The sequence below is a fragment of the Actinomyces oricola genome (genome assembly GCF_004104015.1).
In the GTDB taxonomy this organism is placed as follows: Bacteria; Actinomycetota; Actinomycetes; order Actinomycetales; family Actinomycetaceae; genus Actinomyces; species Actinomyces oricola.
Genome location: NZ_RYFV01000024.1, coordinates 20,410 through 36,022, shown reverse-complemented (window position 1 = coordinate 36,022; position 15,613 = coordinate 20,410). Strand labels below are relative to the sequence as shown.

At 70.0% G+C, this 15,613-nt stretch carries 16 protein-coding genes; 7 read left to right on the top strand and 9 right to left on the bottom strand.

Translation table 11 applies throughout. The annotated features are described in order from the left end of the window. Positions 1-167 precede the first annotated feature (167 nt). Together EUC46_RS09740 and EUC46_RS12760 are read right to left on the bottom strand one after the other, a co-directional pair. A complete protein-coding gene (locus tag EUC46_RS09740; protein WP_128773967.1) occupies positions 168-851 on the bottom strand; it encodes a GNAT family N-acetyltransferase in 684 nt (227 codons plus the stop codon). Beyond that, positions 848-1,504 carry a TetR/AcrR family transcriptional regulator gene (locus tag EUC46_RS12760; protein ID WP_206645958.1) on the bottom strand — a complete coding sequence of 219 codons (657 nt, stop codon included), beginning with the start codon at positions 1,502-1,504 and terminating at the stop codon, positions 848-850. Before EUC46_RS12760 ends, EUC46_RS09740 begins: the two co-directional genes overlap by 4 nt. Before the next feature lie 372 nt (positions 1,505-1,876). Between EUC46_RS12760 and trxA the strand changes: the two genes are divergently transcribed. Beyond that, the gene (gene trxA / locus EUC46_RS09730; RefSeq protein ID WP_128773966.1) at positions 1,877-2,239 is read left to right on the top strand and encodes a thioredoxin; all 363 of its coding nucleotides are present in this window, start codon (positions 1,877-1,879) and stop codon (positions 2,237-2,239) included. 114 nt (positions 2,240-2,353) lie between these two features. Here the strand turns inward: trxA and EUC46_RS09725 are convergent, their stop codons facing one another. Beyond that, positions 2,354-2,614 carry a PspC domain-containing protein gene (locus tag EUC46_RS09725; protein ID WP_128773965.1) on the bottom strand — a complete coding sequence of 87 codons (261 nt, stop codon included), beginning with the start codon at positions 2,612-2,614 and terminating at the stop codon, positions 2,354-2,356. A gap of 228 nt (positions 2,615-2,842) precedes the next feature. On the opposite strand from EUC46_RS09725, the gene EUC46_RS09720 reads away from it, so the two are divergent. Genes EUC46_RS09720 through EUC46_RS09710 form a run of 3 tightly spaced genes read left to right on the top strand, consistent with a single transcriptional unit; the run spans position 2,843 to position 6,434 of the window. Then, entirely contained in the window at positions 2,843-3,655 is an 813-nt protein-coding gene (locus EUC46_RS09720) for a TetR/AcrR family transcriptional regulator (protein ID WP_128773964.1), read from the top strand. Next, on the top strand, positions 3,652-4,746 hold the full coding sequence (locus EUC46_RS09715) for an ABC transporter ATP-binding protein (protein WP_128773963.1): 1,095 nt from the start codon (positions 3,652-3,654) through the stop codon (positions 4,744-4,746). Before EUC46_RS09720 ends, EUC46_RS09715 begins: the two co-directional genes overlap by 4 nt. Beyond that, the gene (locus tag EUC46_RS09710) at positions 4,743-6,434 is read left to right on the top strand and encodes a hypothetical protein (protein ID WP_128773962.1); all 1,692 of its coding nucleotides are present in this window, start codon (positions 4,743-4,745) and stop codon (positions 6,432-6,434) included. The genes EUC46_RS09715 and EUC46_RS09710 overlap by 4 nt, the downstream gene beginning before the upstream one ends. Positions 6,435-6,572: 138 nt before the next feature. Here EUC46_RS09710 and EUC46_RS09705 read toward each other — a convergent pair whose 3' ends face one another. Both EUC46_RS09705 and EUC46_RS09700 read right to left on the bottom strand, forming a co-directional pair. Continuing rightward, positions 6,573-7,397 carry a sulfurtransferase gene (locus EUC46_RS09705; protein WP_128773961.1) on the bottom strand — a complete coding sequence of 275 codons (825 nt, stop codon included), beginning with the start codon at positions 7,395-7,397 and terminating at the stop codon, positions 6,573-6,575. Between the two features lie 202 nt (positions 7,398-7,599). Next, entirely contained in the window at positions 7,600-8,298 is a 699-nt protein-coding gene (locus EUC46_RS09700; RefSeq protein ID WP_128773960.1) for a DUF1345 domain-containing protein, read from the bottom strand. Between the two features lie 478 nt (positions 8,299-8,776). Between EUC46_RS09700 and EUC46_RS09695 the strand changes: the two genes are divergently transcribed. Beyond that, a complete protein-coding gene (locus EUC46_RS09695; RefSeq protein WP_128773959.1) occupies positions 8,777-9,586 on the top strand; it encodes a chlorite dismutase family protein in 810 nt (269 codons plus the stop codon). A gap of 163 nt (positions 9,587-9,749) precedes the next feature. Continuing rightward, entirely contained in the window at positions 9,750-10,241 is a 492-nt protein-coding gene (locus EUC46_RS09690; protein WP_128773958.1) for a Dps family protein, read from the top strand. A gap of 64 nt (positions 10,242-10,305) precedes the next feature. On the opposite strand, the gene EUC46_RS09685 is transcribed toward EUC46_RS09690, so the two are convergent. From EUC46_RS09685 to EUC46_RS09670, 4 genes are all read right to left on the bottom strand, one after another. Next, positions 10,306-10,791 carry an NUDIX hydrolase gene (locus tag EUC46_RS09685; RefSeq protein ID WP_128773957.1) on the bottom strand — a complete coding sequence of 162 codons (486 nt, stop codon included), beginning with the start codon at positions 10,789-10,791 and terminating at the stop codon, positions 10,306-10,308. A 4-nt stretch (positions 10,792-10,795) separates the two neighbouring features. Next, positions 10,796-11,554, bottom strand: a complete 759-nt coding sequence (locus EUC46_RS09680) for a type 1 glutamine amidotransferase (protein WP_206645957.1) — start codon at positions 11,552-11,554, stop codon at positions 10,796-10,798. After that, entirely contained in the window at positions 11,551-13,077 is a 1,527-nt protein-coding gene (locus tag EUC46_RS09675; protein ID WP_128773956.1) for a Mur ligase family protein, read from the bottom strand. Before EUC46_RS09675 ends, EUC46_RS09680 begins: the two co-directional genes overlap by 4 nt. Positions 13,078-13,158: 81 nt before the next feature. After that, positions 13,159-14,739 carry a bifunctional phosphatase PAP2/diacylglycerol kinase family protein gene (locus EUC46_RS09670; RefSeq protein WP_206645956.1) on the bottom strand — a complete coding sequence of 527 codons (1,581 nt, stop codon included), beginning with the start codon at positions 14,737-14,739 and terminating at the stop codon, positions 13,159-13,161. Positions 14,740-15,142: 403 nt separating this feature from the next. Between EUC46_RS09670 and EUC46_RS09665 the strand changes: the two genes are divergently transcribed. Continuing rightward, entirely contained in the window at positions 15,143-15,535 is a 393-nt protein-coding gene (locus tag EUC46_RS09665; RefSeq protein WP_241655520.1) for a transcriptional accessory protein, read from the top strand. The last annotated feature ends 78 nt before the right edge of the window (positions 15,536-15,613 follow it).

The window sequence follows — 15,613 nt, the reverse complement described above, 5'->3', positions numbered from 1 at the left end:
TGCGGAGTTGAACTCGCAGGTTTGCAGGGCTGAACTAGCAGGTTTGCGGAGCTGAACTCGCAGGTTTGCAGGACTGAGGGGCCCGCGTAGATACGGTGGCGCAGAGACTGGCCCGAGGGTGCCGCCAGGAGGTGGGACGCTTAGTGTTTACTCCGGGGTGCACTGCCTCAGCCAGCGGCACTGGAGCTGAGGCGGCTGAGGGCCTGCTCCGGGACGCGCCCGGTGTAGAGGTAGACCTCCACAGCGCCCGGCAGGCCCTCCACGCGCAGGGCCATGTCCTCCTCGGCGACGCGCACCATCCCCTTGCGCTCGTAGAACTGGTAGGTGCACAGCGAGTCGGTGTACAGGTAGAAGCCGGTGCGGTCGTGGGCGCGCAGATGCGCCATGTAGTCGCGGAACAGGGCGCTGCCCACCCCGAGTCCCCGGGCCGAGGCGTCGACGGCGAAAACCGTCACCTCATTGCTCAGCGGCTCGCGCACCGAGGCGCGCAGGCGCTCGTAGACCCGCTCGAACTGCGAGTAGTAGCGCAGGGTCCTCCTCTCGGGGAAGCCGGTGAGGAGCAGGCACAGCATGTCACCGACGACGCGCAAGTGGTTGCCAAGGCGGCCGGGCAGGCGCGGCTGGCCTTTCACGCGTCCCGCAAGGATGCCGATGACGCGCCCGTCCTGCTCGGCAACCCGGGCGTAGGTGGACTCCAGTAGGACTTCTCGCAGGTAGGCGTCTATGGCGGCGGTGTGCAGGCGCGGGGCGCGGGCGTAGCGGTGAATGTGGAAGGCCTCGTCGATAATGGACTTCACGGCCTCGGCGTCCTCAGGTTGGTAGGGACGGTAGCTCACGGTTGTGGTGGTCATGCGCTTTCTCCTGCATCTGGCTGATCAGTTCGTATATGGGTAATGAGCACGCTGGCCAGCTCATCCATGGTGGAGCGGGCGAGCCCGGGATCGTGGCTGGTCAGCCACATCCAGGTGGCGCCGTCGAGGGCGGCGAGGATGAGTCCGGCCAGCGGCCGGACGGGGCTGGCGAAGCGAAATCCGGCCTCCTCCTGGAGCCGGGTGAGGCTGGCCGCGGCCAGGTCGAGGGAGGCCTCGTACTGCTGGTCGAGCAGGTCGCGCAGCTCGGGGCTGCTGAGCACCGTGGACTCCAGGTCGAAGAGGACCCGCTGGGTGTCGGGGTCGACCTCCACCTGCGACCACAGGGCCCGCACGAGCATCGCGATCGCCTCGTCAGGTGAGGCGTGGGTCACCTGTGACCAGGCCTCGGAGAGGTCGGAGATGACGTCCATGGACAGCACCTCGGCGTAGAACTCCTTCTTCGTGCGGAAGCAGTAGTGAAAGGCGCCGTGAGGCATGCCCGCCTCGGCGCAGACCGCGCGGGTGGTGGCCGCGGCGACGCCGTCGCGCTTCATCACGCGCAGGGCCGCCTCTGCCAGGAGGCGACGGCGCTCTCCGACGGCCAGGCGCGTGCGTCCCGGGGGGTGGTGTTGATGTGAATCCTCAGCGCTCATGCCGGAACACTAACTATTGGCCATTTGACTTGTCCAGATGGCCAAGTAGGTGATTGCGGCCGTGTCGGGATGTCGGGGTGCCGAGGTGTCGGGGTGGGGGGACCCCGGCTCAGTTGCACAGAGCCGCTCTCTGTACTGTCCTCGATGTCGTCAATACCCTGAAGAAGGACGGCGACCCGCGCCGGCTCCTGGAGCCTGGCCGGGCAAGCGGTCCGTAGCGTTCGGCCAGCCAGTCATGAGAGTCGAGGTTCTCCGGCCGTCGGGCCGGCACTGTGGGCGAGAAGACAGGTCCTGCCCCACCTCGGGAGGGGAATAGGGGCTGCCTGGGTCTTGTTGCCCGGATGATCACGTTAGCTTTTGAAAGGACACGAGATGGCCACTCAGAACATCACTGGCGAGCAGTTCAACGACACCGTCCGCGGCGAGGGCATCACGATCGTCGACTTCTGGGCCTCCTGGTGTGGCCCGTGCAAGCGCTTCGCGCCGGTCTTCGAGAAGGCCTCCGAGGCCAACCCCGACATCACCTTCGCCAAGGTCAACACCGAGGAGGAGACGGCCCTGGCCACGGCGCTGGGTATCTCCTCCATTCCGACCCTCATGGTCTTCCGCGACGACGTCCTGGTCTATCGCGAGGCCGGCGCCCTGCCCTCCTCCGGCCTGGAGTCATTGATCACCCAGGTGCGCGAGCTCGACATGGACGCCGTCAAGGCCCAGGTCGCTGCCGAGCAGGCTTGAGCCCGCCAGGCGCCGGGCCCTCCAGCCCAAGCTGGACGCCGCGGCGCTCTCCTCGTCTCCTTTTGCGGCGTTCACCCGCCTTCAGCAGTGGGTGAACGCCGCAAAACGTTGCAACTAATAGGCCTGTGCCGGGCGAAGCGATTCGGCCTCCGGCATGAGCGCCCAGGCCGCAACATAGACCACCCACATGGGTCCCGGTAGGACGCACAGGGCCAGCGTCGTCAAACGCATCAGGGTGGGGTTCATGTTCCAGGACTCGGCCAGACCCGCGCACACACCGCCCAGCAGACGGTGGCGCGAGCGGCGCGGCAGGGCCGACCGCCAGGATTTGGTGTCGGCGGAGAAAGCGGGGTGAGAGGGGCGCTGCTGTGTCATGCCTCCAGAATGATTGCTGGCGCCGCCAGTGCCCATAGGGGAACCCCCTGGAAGACCCCTGGTCGTCGCCTCAGTGCGCGGGGGTCTGTCGCGTTGCGGAGGCCGCATCGAGGGGCTGAGTGGGGGCCTGTCGCGTTGCGGGGGCGGCGCCCGGGGACCGCATTGGGGCGGTCGTCCCAGCGTCGACGCCCTTGCCCCCAGGTTGAACACACGTATAGGGTATTGGTCATGTGTTCAGCAGTGCATGCTTCTGCGGCGGATCTCACCGCCGCCGCCCGCATTCGCAACGCCGCCATTCTGCGATTCGCCCGCGACGGCTTCACCGTCAGCCTGCGCGTCATCGCCGCCGACGCCGGCGTCACCGCGGGCCTGATCACTCACCATTTCGGCTCCAAGGAGGGGCTGCGCCGCGCCTGTGATGCCGAGGTGCTGCGCCTGACTGCGGAGGTCAAGGGCTCCTCGACCTATTTCGGCGGCCCCGTGGATCTGGTGACCCAGATGTCCCAGATGGAGGAGTACATTCCGGCCACCGCCTACGCCATGCGCTCGATTATGGAGGGCGGCGAGCTCGCCACCGCGCTGCTGGACCTCTTCGTGGAGGATGCCGTGTCCTACATGGCCGACGCCGTCAAGGCCGGGACTATTACCCCCTCTCACAACGAGGAGGCGCGGGCCCGCTACCTCTTCTACTCCGGATTCGGCGCCATGCTGATCTTCCTGCGCTACGAGGCCATCGACCCCTCCGACATCGAGTCCGCCACCAGGCAATTCGTTGAGAGCTATGGCCCTGTCGTCGCCGAGCTCCACTCCCGGCCCCTGTTCACCGATTCCGGCCTCTACGCCGACTACACCCGGGCGGTCTCCGTCGACCGCGCCGCAATACCCGCCTCCTCCGGCTCCCCGACCGAGGCCGTGCCTGGCGCCACCGCCCCCGCCGAGGCCCCTGAGAGCGATGCCGTCGATGCTCCGGCCGGCCCCCGGCCCGCGGAGACCTCCCAAGCACCTCTGACCACATCCCCCGACCCCCAGGAGGAACTATGAGCACCAGCGAGCCCAGCGACGTCGACCATGTCATCGACGTCAAGGGCCTGACCAAGACCTTTGGCCGTGGCGCCGGCGCCACCCGCGCCCTGGATGGGCTGGACATGAGCGTCACCGCCGGGGAGGTCGCGGGCTTCCTCGGCCCCAACGGCGCGGGTAAGACCACCACCCTGCGCATCCTGCTCGGCATGATCCGGGCCGACTCCGGGCGTGCCCGCCTCTTCGGAGCCGATCCCTGGGCTCACGCGGTCGCTCTCCATGAGCGTCTGGCCTACGTGCCCGGCGACGTCGCCCTGTGGCCGGGGCTCACCGGGGGACAAACCCTTGAGGCGCTGGCCTCACTCAGGCGACGCACCGGGCCCGGGGCCAAGGAGGTCGCCGTCCGCCGAACCGAGCTCATTGAGCGCTTCGACCTGGACCCGAGCAAGAAGGTGCGCGCCTACTCCAAGGGCAACCGTCAGAAAGTCGCCCTCGTCGCCGCCCTCAGTGAGCCGGTGGACCTCCTCGTCCTCGACGAGCCCACCTCCGGCCTGGACCCCCTCATGGAGGAGGTCTTCCGCCAGTGCGTGGCCGAGGCGGCCGAGCGCGGCACCGCCGTCCTGCTCTCCAGCCACATCCTGTCCGAGGTGGAGAGACTTTGCGACACCGTGACCATTATTCGCGCCGGGCGCACAGTGGAGCGCGGCTCCCTGGCCTCCATCCGCTCCCTGCTGCGCACTCGCGTTGACGCCGTCGTCGAGCGCGACCCGCGCACCCTGGCGGGTTTGGCCGGCGTTCATGACCTGAGCGTCGATTCTCCAGCAGCCGCCAGGGACGACGGCGGGGCCGGCACCAGCCGGAGCGCCCACCGGGCCGACGGCTGGGACGTGGGCCTGAGCGTGGATCCCGCCCACAACCCGGAGGTGATGAGGGCGCTGGCGGATCTGGGCCTGCGGTCCCTGACCGCCACCCCGCCGAGCCTGGAGGAACTGTTCCTGCGCCACTACGGGGCAGGACCGGCCGAGTTGAGCGGGCCGGGTGCGGGCACCACCGGGGGCGCCGTCGGCTCCTCCGCCACAGTCGCGGCCCGGGGCGAGGGGGTGCGGTCATGAGCACGGGTCTGACTGCGCTCGCCCCGTCCACGGTGGGCCGCGCGGCCGCCACCTACTCCCCGCTGACCCGCCTGACCCTGCGGCGCGAGCGGCGCAGCCTCCTGGCCTGGGCGCTTGGCGCGGGGCTGCTGTCCCTGTACTGCGCGACCGCCTTCACCGGCATGTACGGCACGCCCCAGGAGCGCGCTACTGCTGCTCTGACGTATACGACGCCGGGCAGCCTCGTCTTCACCGGGCCCGGCTTCGGACTGGATGCCCCCGACCCCACGCTCGGCGCCCTTTTCGCCACCGCAGTCCTGGGCTACCTGGCCCTGGTGGCCTGCCTCATGGGAGTGCTCACGAGTGTGGCGCGCACCCGCAAGGACGAGGAGGACGGTCCCGGCGAGCTCCTGCGCGCCGCGCCCGTTGCGCACGGAGAGGGCGCCCGCGCCGCTGCGGCCTGCGTCGCATCGACCTCCCTGGCCATTGGACTGCTTTCGGCCCTGGCCGCGATCTGCGGGAGCCTGGAGGTGGTCGACTCCCTGGTCATGGGCCTGACCCTGGCCCTTGCCGGAATGGTGGCCGGGGGCGCCGGTCTGATCCTGGCGGCCCTGGCACCCTCCGCGCGCGCCGCCAGCGGCAGCGGCTCCCTGCTCGTGGTGCTCTGGTTCCTGTTGCGCGGTATTGGCGACGTCAGCGACTCGGCGGGCCTCCTGTCCTGGCTCACGCCCATCGGCCTGGTCCAGCAGGCCCGCCCCTATGCGGGCCTGCGCTGGCAGCCGGCGGCCCTGCTGGCCCTGGCCGCAGCGGTCCTCATAGGTGTCGGCCTACTCCTGCACTCCCGGCGCGAGCTGGGCGAGGGGCTGCTGGCAGGGCGCCGCGGCGGCGGGCGCCACCGCCCGGGCCCGCGCGGCGCCGTGGCCCTGGCCCTGCGCACCTGCGCACCCACCCGGTGGTGGTGGATGCTCGGCGGAGTCGTCTTCGGCGCCTGCTACGGGGTGTTCGCCCCCAGTATTGAGGACACCTTCGCCGAGATGTTCCGGACCAGTCCTCTCCTGAGGGACTTCATGGGCGGCGACCTCACCGTGCGGACCTACCTGTCCCTCCTCATTGGTTACGGGAGCCTCCTGGGCGGGGCCTGCGCCGTGGCGCTCGCGGCCGGCGGCGTGACCGAGGAGGGCAGCGGGCGGGCCGCGACCGTCCTGGCCGCCCCCGTCTCCCGGGTGCGCCTGCTGGCGGGCCGGGTGGCCGTGGTGGCGGTCGGCGCCGGGGGCGTGCTCGCGGCGACCGCCGCGGCGCTGTCAGCCACCGCCGTGTCCGCGCTTGTCGCCTCCGGTTCCCCGGTGGCCGACGAGCCCTGGCGGCTGGTTGCCGGCATTGCCGTGGGTGCCGTGTCCGCGTGGCCGGCCGGGCTGCTCGCGGGGGCTATCGTCCTGGCCCTGCACGCCCTGGTGCCGCGCCTGGCCCGTCCCGTGGGGTGGGGGCTGTTCCTGCTGGTCACGACGATCCAGGTCCTTGGCCCCCTGGCCCGCGCCCCCCAGTGGCTACTCAACCTTTCCCCGTTCGCGCACAGGCCGGACCTGCCCGCTTCGACCGGGCTGTGGGGGCAGGCCGAGTCCTGGGCGGGGCCGGGAGTGTGCCTGCTGGGCGCTGTCGCGCTCACGGTACTGGCCGGGTTCGTGGCGCGCAGGCGGGACCTGGTCGGCTAATGCCGGCCGAGTCCGCCCCGGCGGGTTGGCTCACCGGGCCGGGCTCACCTCGGCGGGCGGGGTTCACCTCACCGGGCGGGGCTCACCGCTCACCTCGGCGGGCGGGCCGGTCCCAGGGCGAGTCCGCCCCGCGACCGGTCACGACACCGAGGCGGCAATGGGCAGGCCGGAGAAGGCGTACTGCGACCATGAGCCCACGTACAGGCGGCCGCGTCCCAGACCCGCGCGCTCCATGGCGAGCAAGTCATGGCAGGCGCTCACCCCCGAGCCGCAGTAAACGGTCACTCCAGCCGCGTCGGTGATGCCCAGGGCCGCATAGTGCTCGGCGAGGACGGCAGGGGGCAGGAAGCGCCCGGCGTCGTCAAGGTTGTCGCTCATAGGAGCGCTGAGCGCCCCCGGGATGTGCCCGGCGGGGGCCTCGGTCGGCTCCACCTGCCCGCGGTACCGGGCGGCGGCGCGGGCGTCGAGCACCGGTGGCGCCGCCGGGTCGGCTGCCTGCGCGGCCGCTTCCCCCATGGTGGCCAGGGCGTCAGCGGGCCAGGGGCGGACGGTGAGATGCGCGGGGAAAGGGACGACCGGCTCGGTGGACAGCTCCCCATCCCAGGCCCCCAGGCCGCCGTCGAGTAGCGCCGCATCCACGCCCATGAGGCGCAGCATCCACACCAGGCGTCCCGCGGACAGCCCGCCGGCATCGTCATAGGCGATGACTACGGCGCCGTCCCCAATGCCCAGGCGGGACATGGCGGCCGCGAAGTCCTCCGGGGCGGGGAAGGGGTGGCGGCCCTGCTCGCGCGAGGGCGGGGCGGCGAGATCGGCGTCGACGTCGACCCATACGGCGCCCGGGATGTGTCCACTGGCGTGGGCGGCGGCACCGGAGCGCCCGTCAAGATACCAGCGCACATCCGCGACGACGGCGTCAGGGTGGCCGCGCAGCCAGGTGGAGTCGACAACAGGAGGCATCATGGGACCAGGCTACAGGTGGCGCCCCGGGATCTATGGAGGCTTCGCCCGAGCACCCCCGGGCTCCATGGACGGTGGCGTCCAGGTCCGTGCAGAGCCCGCTGCCGCACCACTGGGGCCCGGTGGGAACGACTCGCCTGGGGCGCGCCTCACCGGCGTTGGGCGGAGGCCGGGGAGGCAGCGGAGCGGGCGCGGCGGCGCGTCCTCAACCGTCCGTCAGGAGCTTGACCACCACACCGACCACGATGGCGTTGTAGAGGAAGGCCAGGACCGTATGGGTCATGACGATCCACCGGGTCCGGGACGAGCGCACCTCCACGTCAGAGGTCGCGAAGGTGGCCCCGATCGTCATGCCCAGGTAGAGGTACTCGACGCTCGTGGGCGCCGCGGCCCCGGGGAAGCGGAAGCCGCGGTGGGACTCGAGTTGGTCGTAGCGCTCGTACATCTGCGCGAACCCGATGTGGAGCACCAACCACCCCGGCACGCCAATGAGCACGGTGAGGGCCTGGCTGCGGTCCAGGGCCAGGTAGAAGCGGCAGATGCTGTCGATCGGGGAGGTTCCGGTCACATTGACGGTGGGATCGTTGAGGTGGATGACCGCTGTAATGAGGCCGATGAGGGCGGCCAGGAGCGGGGTGAGGTCGGACAGCTGGCGGAGCCGGGCGCGGTAGGAGGCCGGCATCCGGGGCTCCAACGGCGTCCGGTCACCGGCGCCCTCGTCCCCGCCCTCACCGGGGCGATCGCCCCGGGCCACCCGCAGGGATTCGACGATGTAGACCACGGACAGGACCACCCAGGCCAGGGCCCCCACGGCGGCGACGATCAATCGGGGGGCGAGGACCTGGGCAAGGCCCGCCGCGAGGAGCAGCACCTCACTGACGGCCAGGGCGCGGGATTGATACATGGCCTCTATCCTCTCAGCCCCTGACCCGTCCCCCGCACGCGGCCCCGGCCGACCACTGGGCCGGCTACAGGTGCCCGGGCAGGTGCCGCACGCCCCGCGGCTTGGCCGGTTCCCGCGGTCCCCGCAGTGCGAATGCCGTCTCGACAATCGGAGGAGCATTCCCCCGGCCCCCGCACCCGTCCGCAGTGCGAACGCCATGTCGGGTGGGGAGAACGCCGACGACGGATATCGGCCAAGAAACGGGAAGGCGAACGCCATGTCGGGTGGGGAGAACACCGCCTGGACGTGCGTTCGCATTCCCTGCGCAGGGTTCACATGCGGGGCTGTCTGGCACGAAATCCCCCACGGGGTTCGGCGGAGCGGGCATGCTGGAGCAGGGTCGGCCGGAGGGCGGGCCCGCCGGCGCCCCTCGTCCCCACCGCGGCGGCGTCGAGCACCCCTGAGACCACGCTCCGACCATAGACACAAGGAGATCCCCATGACCGCCCCCCACGAGAACAGCCACCCTGACGTCGACAGCGGCGACGGCGCCCCCCGTCTTCAGCGCTTCGAGGACGACGAGCGCCGCGCCCACCACGACCCGCGCGACGCCGCTGACATTGACCCCGATGTGGTCAACAGTCGGAACCACTACGCCCTGTTCGCCGTCTTCCGCCTCACTGCCCCCCTGCCGGCGCTGGGGTCTACGCGCGAGCGCATTATTGAGGACACCGTGGGCTTCGTGGAGGGCAGCGGGGCGACCACACGCGGCTGGTACGACATCGCCGGGCTGCGCTCGGACGCCGACCTGCTCGTGTGGTGGCTTGACGAGAGTCCCGACACCCTGCAGGACGCCTACCACCGCATGCGCGCCAGCTCACTGGGGTACCAGCTCGGCCCGGTGTGGTCCTGCCTGGGCCTGCACGCCCCCACTGAGCACGACCGCAAGTACGTTCCGGCGTGCCTGGGCGGGGTGGCGCCGCGCGACTGGTGCTTGGTTCGCCCCTTCGTGCGCTCCCACACCTGGTACCGCCTGCCCGCTGAGGAGCGCGCGCGGATCACCTCCGCCCACGGCGGCGGTGGCGCCTCGTCCCACCCCGACGTCAAGGACTCAATGCTGGCGGCCTACGGCATGAGCGACTACGAGTGGATCCTGGCTTTTGAGACGGACACCCTGGAGCGTCTGGAGAGTGTTGTCCACCACCGGCGCCACACTGACGCCCACCTGCACGCGAGCGTGAGCACACCCTTCTACACCGGCAGACGGGTGGGCCCGCGGGAGTGGGGCGAGCGTCAGCCCCGGGCCTGAGAACGGCGCGCCGTGCGGGTCTGCGTCCAGTGCAGCGGGTCGGCTCCCGGGCCTGAGGAGCCTCGGTCGGCTCGCAGGCGGATTCCTGTCTTCTTGCTCCCACTTATCCGAAAACAATCTTTTAAAGGTTGTTCTTTCAGGAAAAATCCGTAGACTCGCGGTCATGAGCATGAAGCCTGTCAAGGACCCGGCCGTTACACCCTCTTTCACTGCCTCGGCGGAGCTGGCCGCCAACCTCCAGCGCGCCCTGGTGGACATCACCGCCCTGAGCCTGGTGGGCAAGCAGGCTCACTGGAACGTCGTCGGCCCCAACTTCCGCGACCTCCACCTCAACCTCGACGAGGTCGTCGACATCTCGCGCGAGGGCTCGGACACCATTGCTGAGCGCATGCGCGCCATCAACGCCTTCCCGGACGCGCGCCCCGCCACCATTGCGGCGCAGACCTCGGTGCCGGTGGCCCCGGAGGCGGCCGTCATTACCTCGGACACAGTGGACTACATTGTCTCCGCCATTAACGCCGTCGTGACCACTCTGCGTGACATTCACGACGCTGTTGACGACGAGGACCCGTCCTCCTCAGGCATCCTGGAGGACTTCACCCAGCGCCTGGAGCAGCAGAGCTGGTTCCTGGCGGCGCAGAACTACAGCGCCTGAGCGCGGAGTCAACGTACGGGGCGGCCAGGACGGGGCGCAAGGTGCACCAGCACCTTGCGCCCCGCTATCGGAAGGAAGCCCCGCCGGCGGGGTCGGCCAACCAGGCCAGGGCGGAGCGGATGCGCGGCGGCGTCGATGCCACCACCGGCTCGGGCAGGGCGCCGGGATCGAACCAGCCGACCTGCGTGGATTCCTCGTCGGCCGGGTGCGCCAGGTGCGGGTCGCCGGTACGGGCCGCGAAGCAGATGTCCATGAACACGCAGCGGTCCCCGTTGGGGAAGACCAGGGGAGTCCCGGCCTCCACGCCGCACACCCCGAGAAGCTCGGGGACGATCCCGGTCTCCTCAATGCACTCGCGCACCACCGCGGCGCCGGGCTGCTCCCCCGGTTCAGGGATGCCCGAGACCACCGCCCAGCGACCATTGTCTGCGCGCCTCCCGAGCAGGACACGGCCCTCATCGTCCAGGACGACGACGCTCACGCCCGGCAGCCACAACTGCTCATGGCCAATCTTCTCCCGCAGGGACAGGATGAACTCGGGGGTGGCCATGTGTTCAGCGGGGACGGGTGCCGGCTACGCGACGGGCGTTGCGCGCCCAGGTGTCGTCGAGGTCCTCGCCCTCCCAGGTCAGGCCCGCCTGCTCGACGGCCCGTGCTAGAAGCCAGTCGGCAACGGCCGGATTCTTAGGCAGCAGGGAGCCGTGCAGGTAGGTGCCAATGACATGGTGGACGCGCCCGCCCTCGGTGCCGTCCGAGCCGTTGTTACCGGCGCCTTCACCCAGCACCGTCCCGAAGGGGCGCGCTCCCGGGCCGAGAGTGGTGAGCCCCGAATGGTTCTCGTAGCCCACAACTCTCCCCAGGTCCGGGGTGTCCAGGGAGATATTGCCAATGAGGCGTTCGCGGCCGGCGACAGTTTGAGCGTCGAGGAGTCCAATGCCCGGGATTTCGGAGCCCTCGGCCGTCAGGAAGCGGTGCCCGAAAAGCTGGTAGAGCCCGCAGATGACGAGCATGGGCACGCCGTCGGCCGCCCAGGCCCGCAGTTCGGGACCGCGGGCCGCCAGGTCCGTCTGGATCCGCTCCTGCCCCGAGTCCTGGCCCCCGCCGCCGACGAGTAGGTGCACCTCGTCGGGCAGGTCCTCGCCCGGGTCGTAGGAGAGCAGTTCGACGTCGTAGCCGTGCCACTGGGCGCGGCGCGCCAGGACCAGCGTGTTGCCCCAGTCCCCGTAGATGTTCATGTCCCGGGGGTAGAGCTGGAGCAGGCGGAGGCTGCCCTTGGCGGCGCCCTGCGTGGTATGCGTGTACATAGTCGTCACGACATGACCTCCTCAACCTCGGTGAGCTCACCCAGGCGCGCGCGCAGCGCCAGCATGGCGGTGTAGGTGGTGAACACGCGCATGGGGCGCTCCTGGCGCGCGGCAGTCTCGCGCCAGGCGGCGATCGCCTTGTCCAGATCCGGTTCAACCACCCCGATCGGGACCTCGTCGTAGCGCAGGCGCAGAGCCATATCCCAGGCCCTCACCCCGGTGACCACCGCGACCCCCTCGGCGCGCAGGGCGGAGAAGTCCACGTCCCATAGCCAGGACATGTCCCGCCCGTCAGCGTACTCGTCGTTAATGGCGATCATGATGGTCTCCGGGCCTGCGACCGTCGCGGTGGACAACAGGCTCATGCGGAAACCCGCGGGGTTCTTCACCAGGGCCAACTGGACGTCCCGGTTGTCGAGGCTGAGGACCTCTCCACGGCCGAACGCGGCCTGTACTTGGGACAGGGTGGACAGAAGCCGGGGCAGGTCGGCGTCCTGCCCCAGCACCTCCAGGCACAGAGCCAGGGCCGCGCAGGCGTTGAGCTGGTTGTGGATGCCGGGGATGGCGAAGTTGATCGTGTGCACTACCCCGTCAATGGAGACCTCCGCCCGCTGCCCGGTCAGGGACATGAGGAGGACCCGCGCGGGCCCGGGCGCCGGGGCGTCGGGCTCTGCGGGAGCGGCGCCGGCCGGGGAGGCGCCGTCGCCGGCGGGCTCGGGTGCCGAGCCGGGGGCGTCGCCAGAGACGACGGCAGGGCCGGGGGCGTCGTCGGGGGCCGGGACGTCGCTGGGGGCAACGGCCGGGGTAGGGGCGTCACCGGCGGATTCGGGCGCCAGGGCGGGGATGTCGCTGGGGGCAACGGCCGGGGCGGGGGAGTCGTTGGGGGCGCCAATGCGCAACTCGTCGTCGGATAGGAACAGGGAGCGCAGGCCCGGCCCCGCCCCGAAGGCTCGGGTCCGAGCACTCAGCCCCGTCAGGAAGTCCGGGCCGGACAGGCGCGGGTCGTCAGCGTTAACGACCACCACCTCGGTGGTGGCCGCGGCCACCTTGCGCAGCAGGGCGGCGGTGTAGTCGATCTCACCGAAGCGGTCGAGTTGATCGCGCATGACATTGAGCAGCAGGCAGGCCCGGGGGCGCACCAGCCTCACGAAGCGCACGGCGTGCGCCTCATCAAGCTCCAGGACGGCGACGTCGGCCGCCAGCTTTCCAGAACGGTCCACCTCTGTGAGCAGGGCCGCCAGGACCCCGCGCACAAAGTTAGAGCCGGTGCGGTTGGTGAAGACCCTCAGCCCTTGGTCTCGCAGAAGCTCGACGACCATCTTGGTGGTGGTGGTCTTGCCGTTGGTGCCTGAGACAACAATGACGCCCATGGGCAGGTCTCCCAGGGTGCGGGCCAGAAAGCCCGGGTCGGTGCGCTCCATGACGAGGCCGGGGAACGCGGTGCCACCTGAGCCGCCCCCGCGCAGACGGGCGGCGACGCGGGCCGCGCGCCCGAGCGCGACCGTGACTCGGGAACGGGGACGAGAACGCATGGGGCTCCTGCCTGGTCGGGGTCGTGGCGTGCCGTATGGCAGCGCGGTCAGTGTAGGCCAGGCCGACGGGGTGACGGCCGCTCAGCGCCGGGGCGCGACCACCAGCAGGGCGCGGGGCTCAACCGTCACCTCCAGGTGGCGGGTGAGGCCCACCGTGTCCCCGTCGAGCTCGAAGGGGACCGCCTCGTTGGTGGTGATCGACAGCCTCCGCGCCTGCGCCACCTCGAAGCCCTCCATGTTCTTGCCGGTGATGATGTGGGCGCCCAGGCGCGCCCAGTCCACGACGCTGTCGGGGCTGGCCAGCATGAGATCCAGGACGCCGTCGTCGGGATGCGCCTGGGGGAATAGGGCCATTCCGCCGGTGATGGTGCCCACATTGCCCATCAGGGCCATCACCATCTGTTGTTCGGCGGGCTGGGCGTCATCCAGGGCGACGACGGCGGTGAAGGGGTCGGGGACGGCGTTCTGCACCGCGGCCACGGCGTAGGCCCCGGCGCGGAGCACTCTCTTGAGGTCGTCGTTGGTGGATTCCATGATCTGGGCGTCGAGGCCCAGCCCGGCCATGACCACGAAGCGCTCTACGCCCTTGTCCCAGGTGCAGCGGACCACGTCAATGGGGCGCGCCCGCCCGTGGAGGGCCAGGTGGAGGGCCTCGTCGGTGTCCAACGACACCGAGAGGTTGCGGGCCAGTAGGTTGCCGGTGCCCGAGGGCAGGAGCGCCAGGGGGGTAGTGGTCCCAGTCAGCTCAGATGAGACGGCGCGCACGGTGCCGTCCCCGCCGGCCACCATGACCAGGTCGACCCCGGCCTCCAGAGCGCGGCGGGCCATGTCGTGCCCGGCGTCCTCCGGGGTGGTCTCCAGCCACATGGTGGGCCGCCAGCCGACGGCCAGGACCTCGGCCTCGACGCGCCTTCGCAGTAGGGAGAGGTCGTCGAACTTGGTGGGGTTGACGATGATTGCCGCGTGCTTGTCCACTGTGCCGGGGGGCAGTCCCAGGTGGGCCCAGCTGCTGAGGATCGAATCAATTCCCCCAATGGACAGGCCCAGGTTCGCCGCTGTGGCGCCCAGGAGGAGCCCACCAACAATGTCGGAGACGCTTGCCAGGCCCATGGCCCACTGACTCAGCGCGGTCAGCAGGACGGCGGCGATGCCGGCCAGTGACCAGGCGAGCACCGATGTGGCCCGACGACGGTGGGCGCGCGTGAGGGTGACCATTACCCAGGCGGCCAGCGTCATGGCGGTGACATGCCCGCTGGGGAAGGCCCCGGCGATATTGGACAGCGAGTCCGCGAAGAGAGTGACCGGTCGGGGGTGGTCGATAATGGCGGACAGCAGGTGTTGTACGGGGATGCCCAGGGCGGCGATCCCCAGGGCCACCCCCAGGCGACGCATGCGCGCCTTGAAGGAGACCACTGCTGCCACAAGGATGGCGATGAGGATGAGCACTGGATGAGTGGCCAAGGCGAAGGCCTCGGCGATCTGCCCGACCATGGAGCGCGGCTGCAGAGCCGGCGCGGCCAGGTGCGCATCCAACGCGTTCATCCGACCTGCGGCCACCATGAGGGACCAGGCCAGGAAGCACAGGCAGAGGACGCCGAACAGGCCGGCCTCGCGGTCCTCCAGGCGCGAGTGATGTTTTGAACGGGTGGTGGCTAGGGCCATAGCACCTCCTGCGGCTGGGTGTGCTGCCCGGTGCGCGCGGCCTGACGGGCGTGCGCGCGGCCTGACGGGCGAATATCCCACCGAGCGCGACCCAGTGGGCAGTGCTGTCGGGCGGGGCGGGCAGTGCTTCCAGGTGAACGTTGCATCATGGCGACGCTTCCTCAAGCCTACAGTCGTCGACCCGCCCATTGGAGACGCCCACAATGTGGTTCGGGTGGGTCGGAGTGGGTCGGGCGCGGCGGAAGCAGGAGTGGCGGAAGCAGGAGCGGCAAGGGCCGGTAAGAGCGGCGCATTGCGGGGCCACGATGTCTTCAGTAGTATCCGAATCGTGATTATTTGGCGCGGTTGGGGAATATTGGCCCTGTTTGTCACACTGGCCTGTATCTTCGTCATCAGCTTGCCCATGGAGGCTCTTCTCGGCCGTGACGCGGTGGGGTCTTTCGGGGTGGGGTTGGGACTCGTGGCGGCGGGGGCAGGCAATTTCTTCCTGGGGAAGTGGCTCAATGAGAGCCGGCCCCTGAACCAGGTGGGGGAGCACAAGGAGAAGCTGCGCACCGAACTCAGGCAGCGTGCCGCCGTCGGACAGTTCCAGGCGGCACCCGGCGTCCCCGTCCCCACCAACCCCTACGAGGCCGAGGCTCAGATCAACGCCGTCGTCGAGGCCCAAACGCAGAACATTGCTAGCCGGCTGCGCAACATCCACACTCTTTTCTTCATCCCCATCCAATGGGTCGGTGTTCTTGAAGGCGTCGGCGGTGTTGTCCTTATGGTCATCGCGCCCCTGACCGCGTCCTAACTCGCGGCCCTCGTGTCGGTGAGAAACGCACACATACCGGCTAATGCCGATTCCCATGAGAAGGTCTGAGGGACTGTG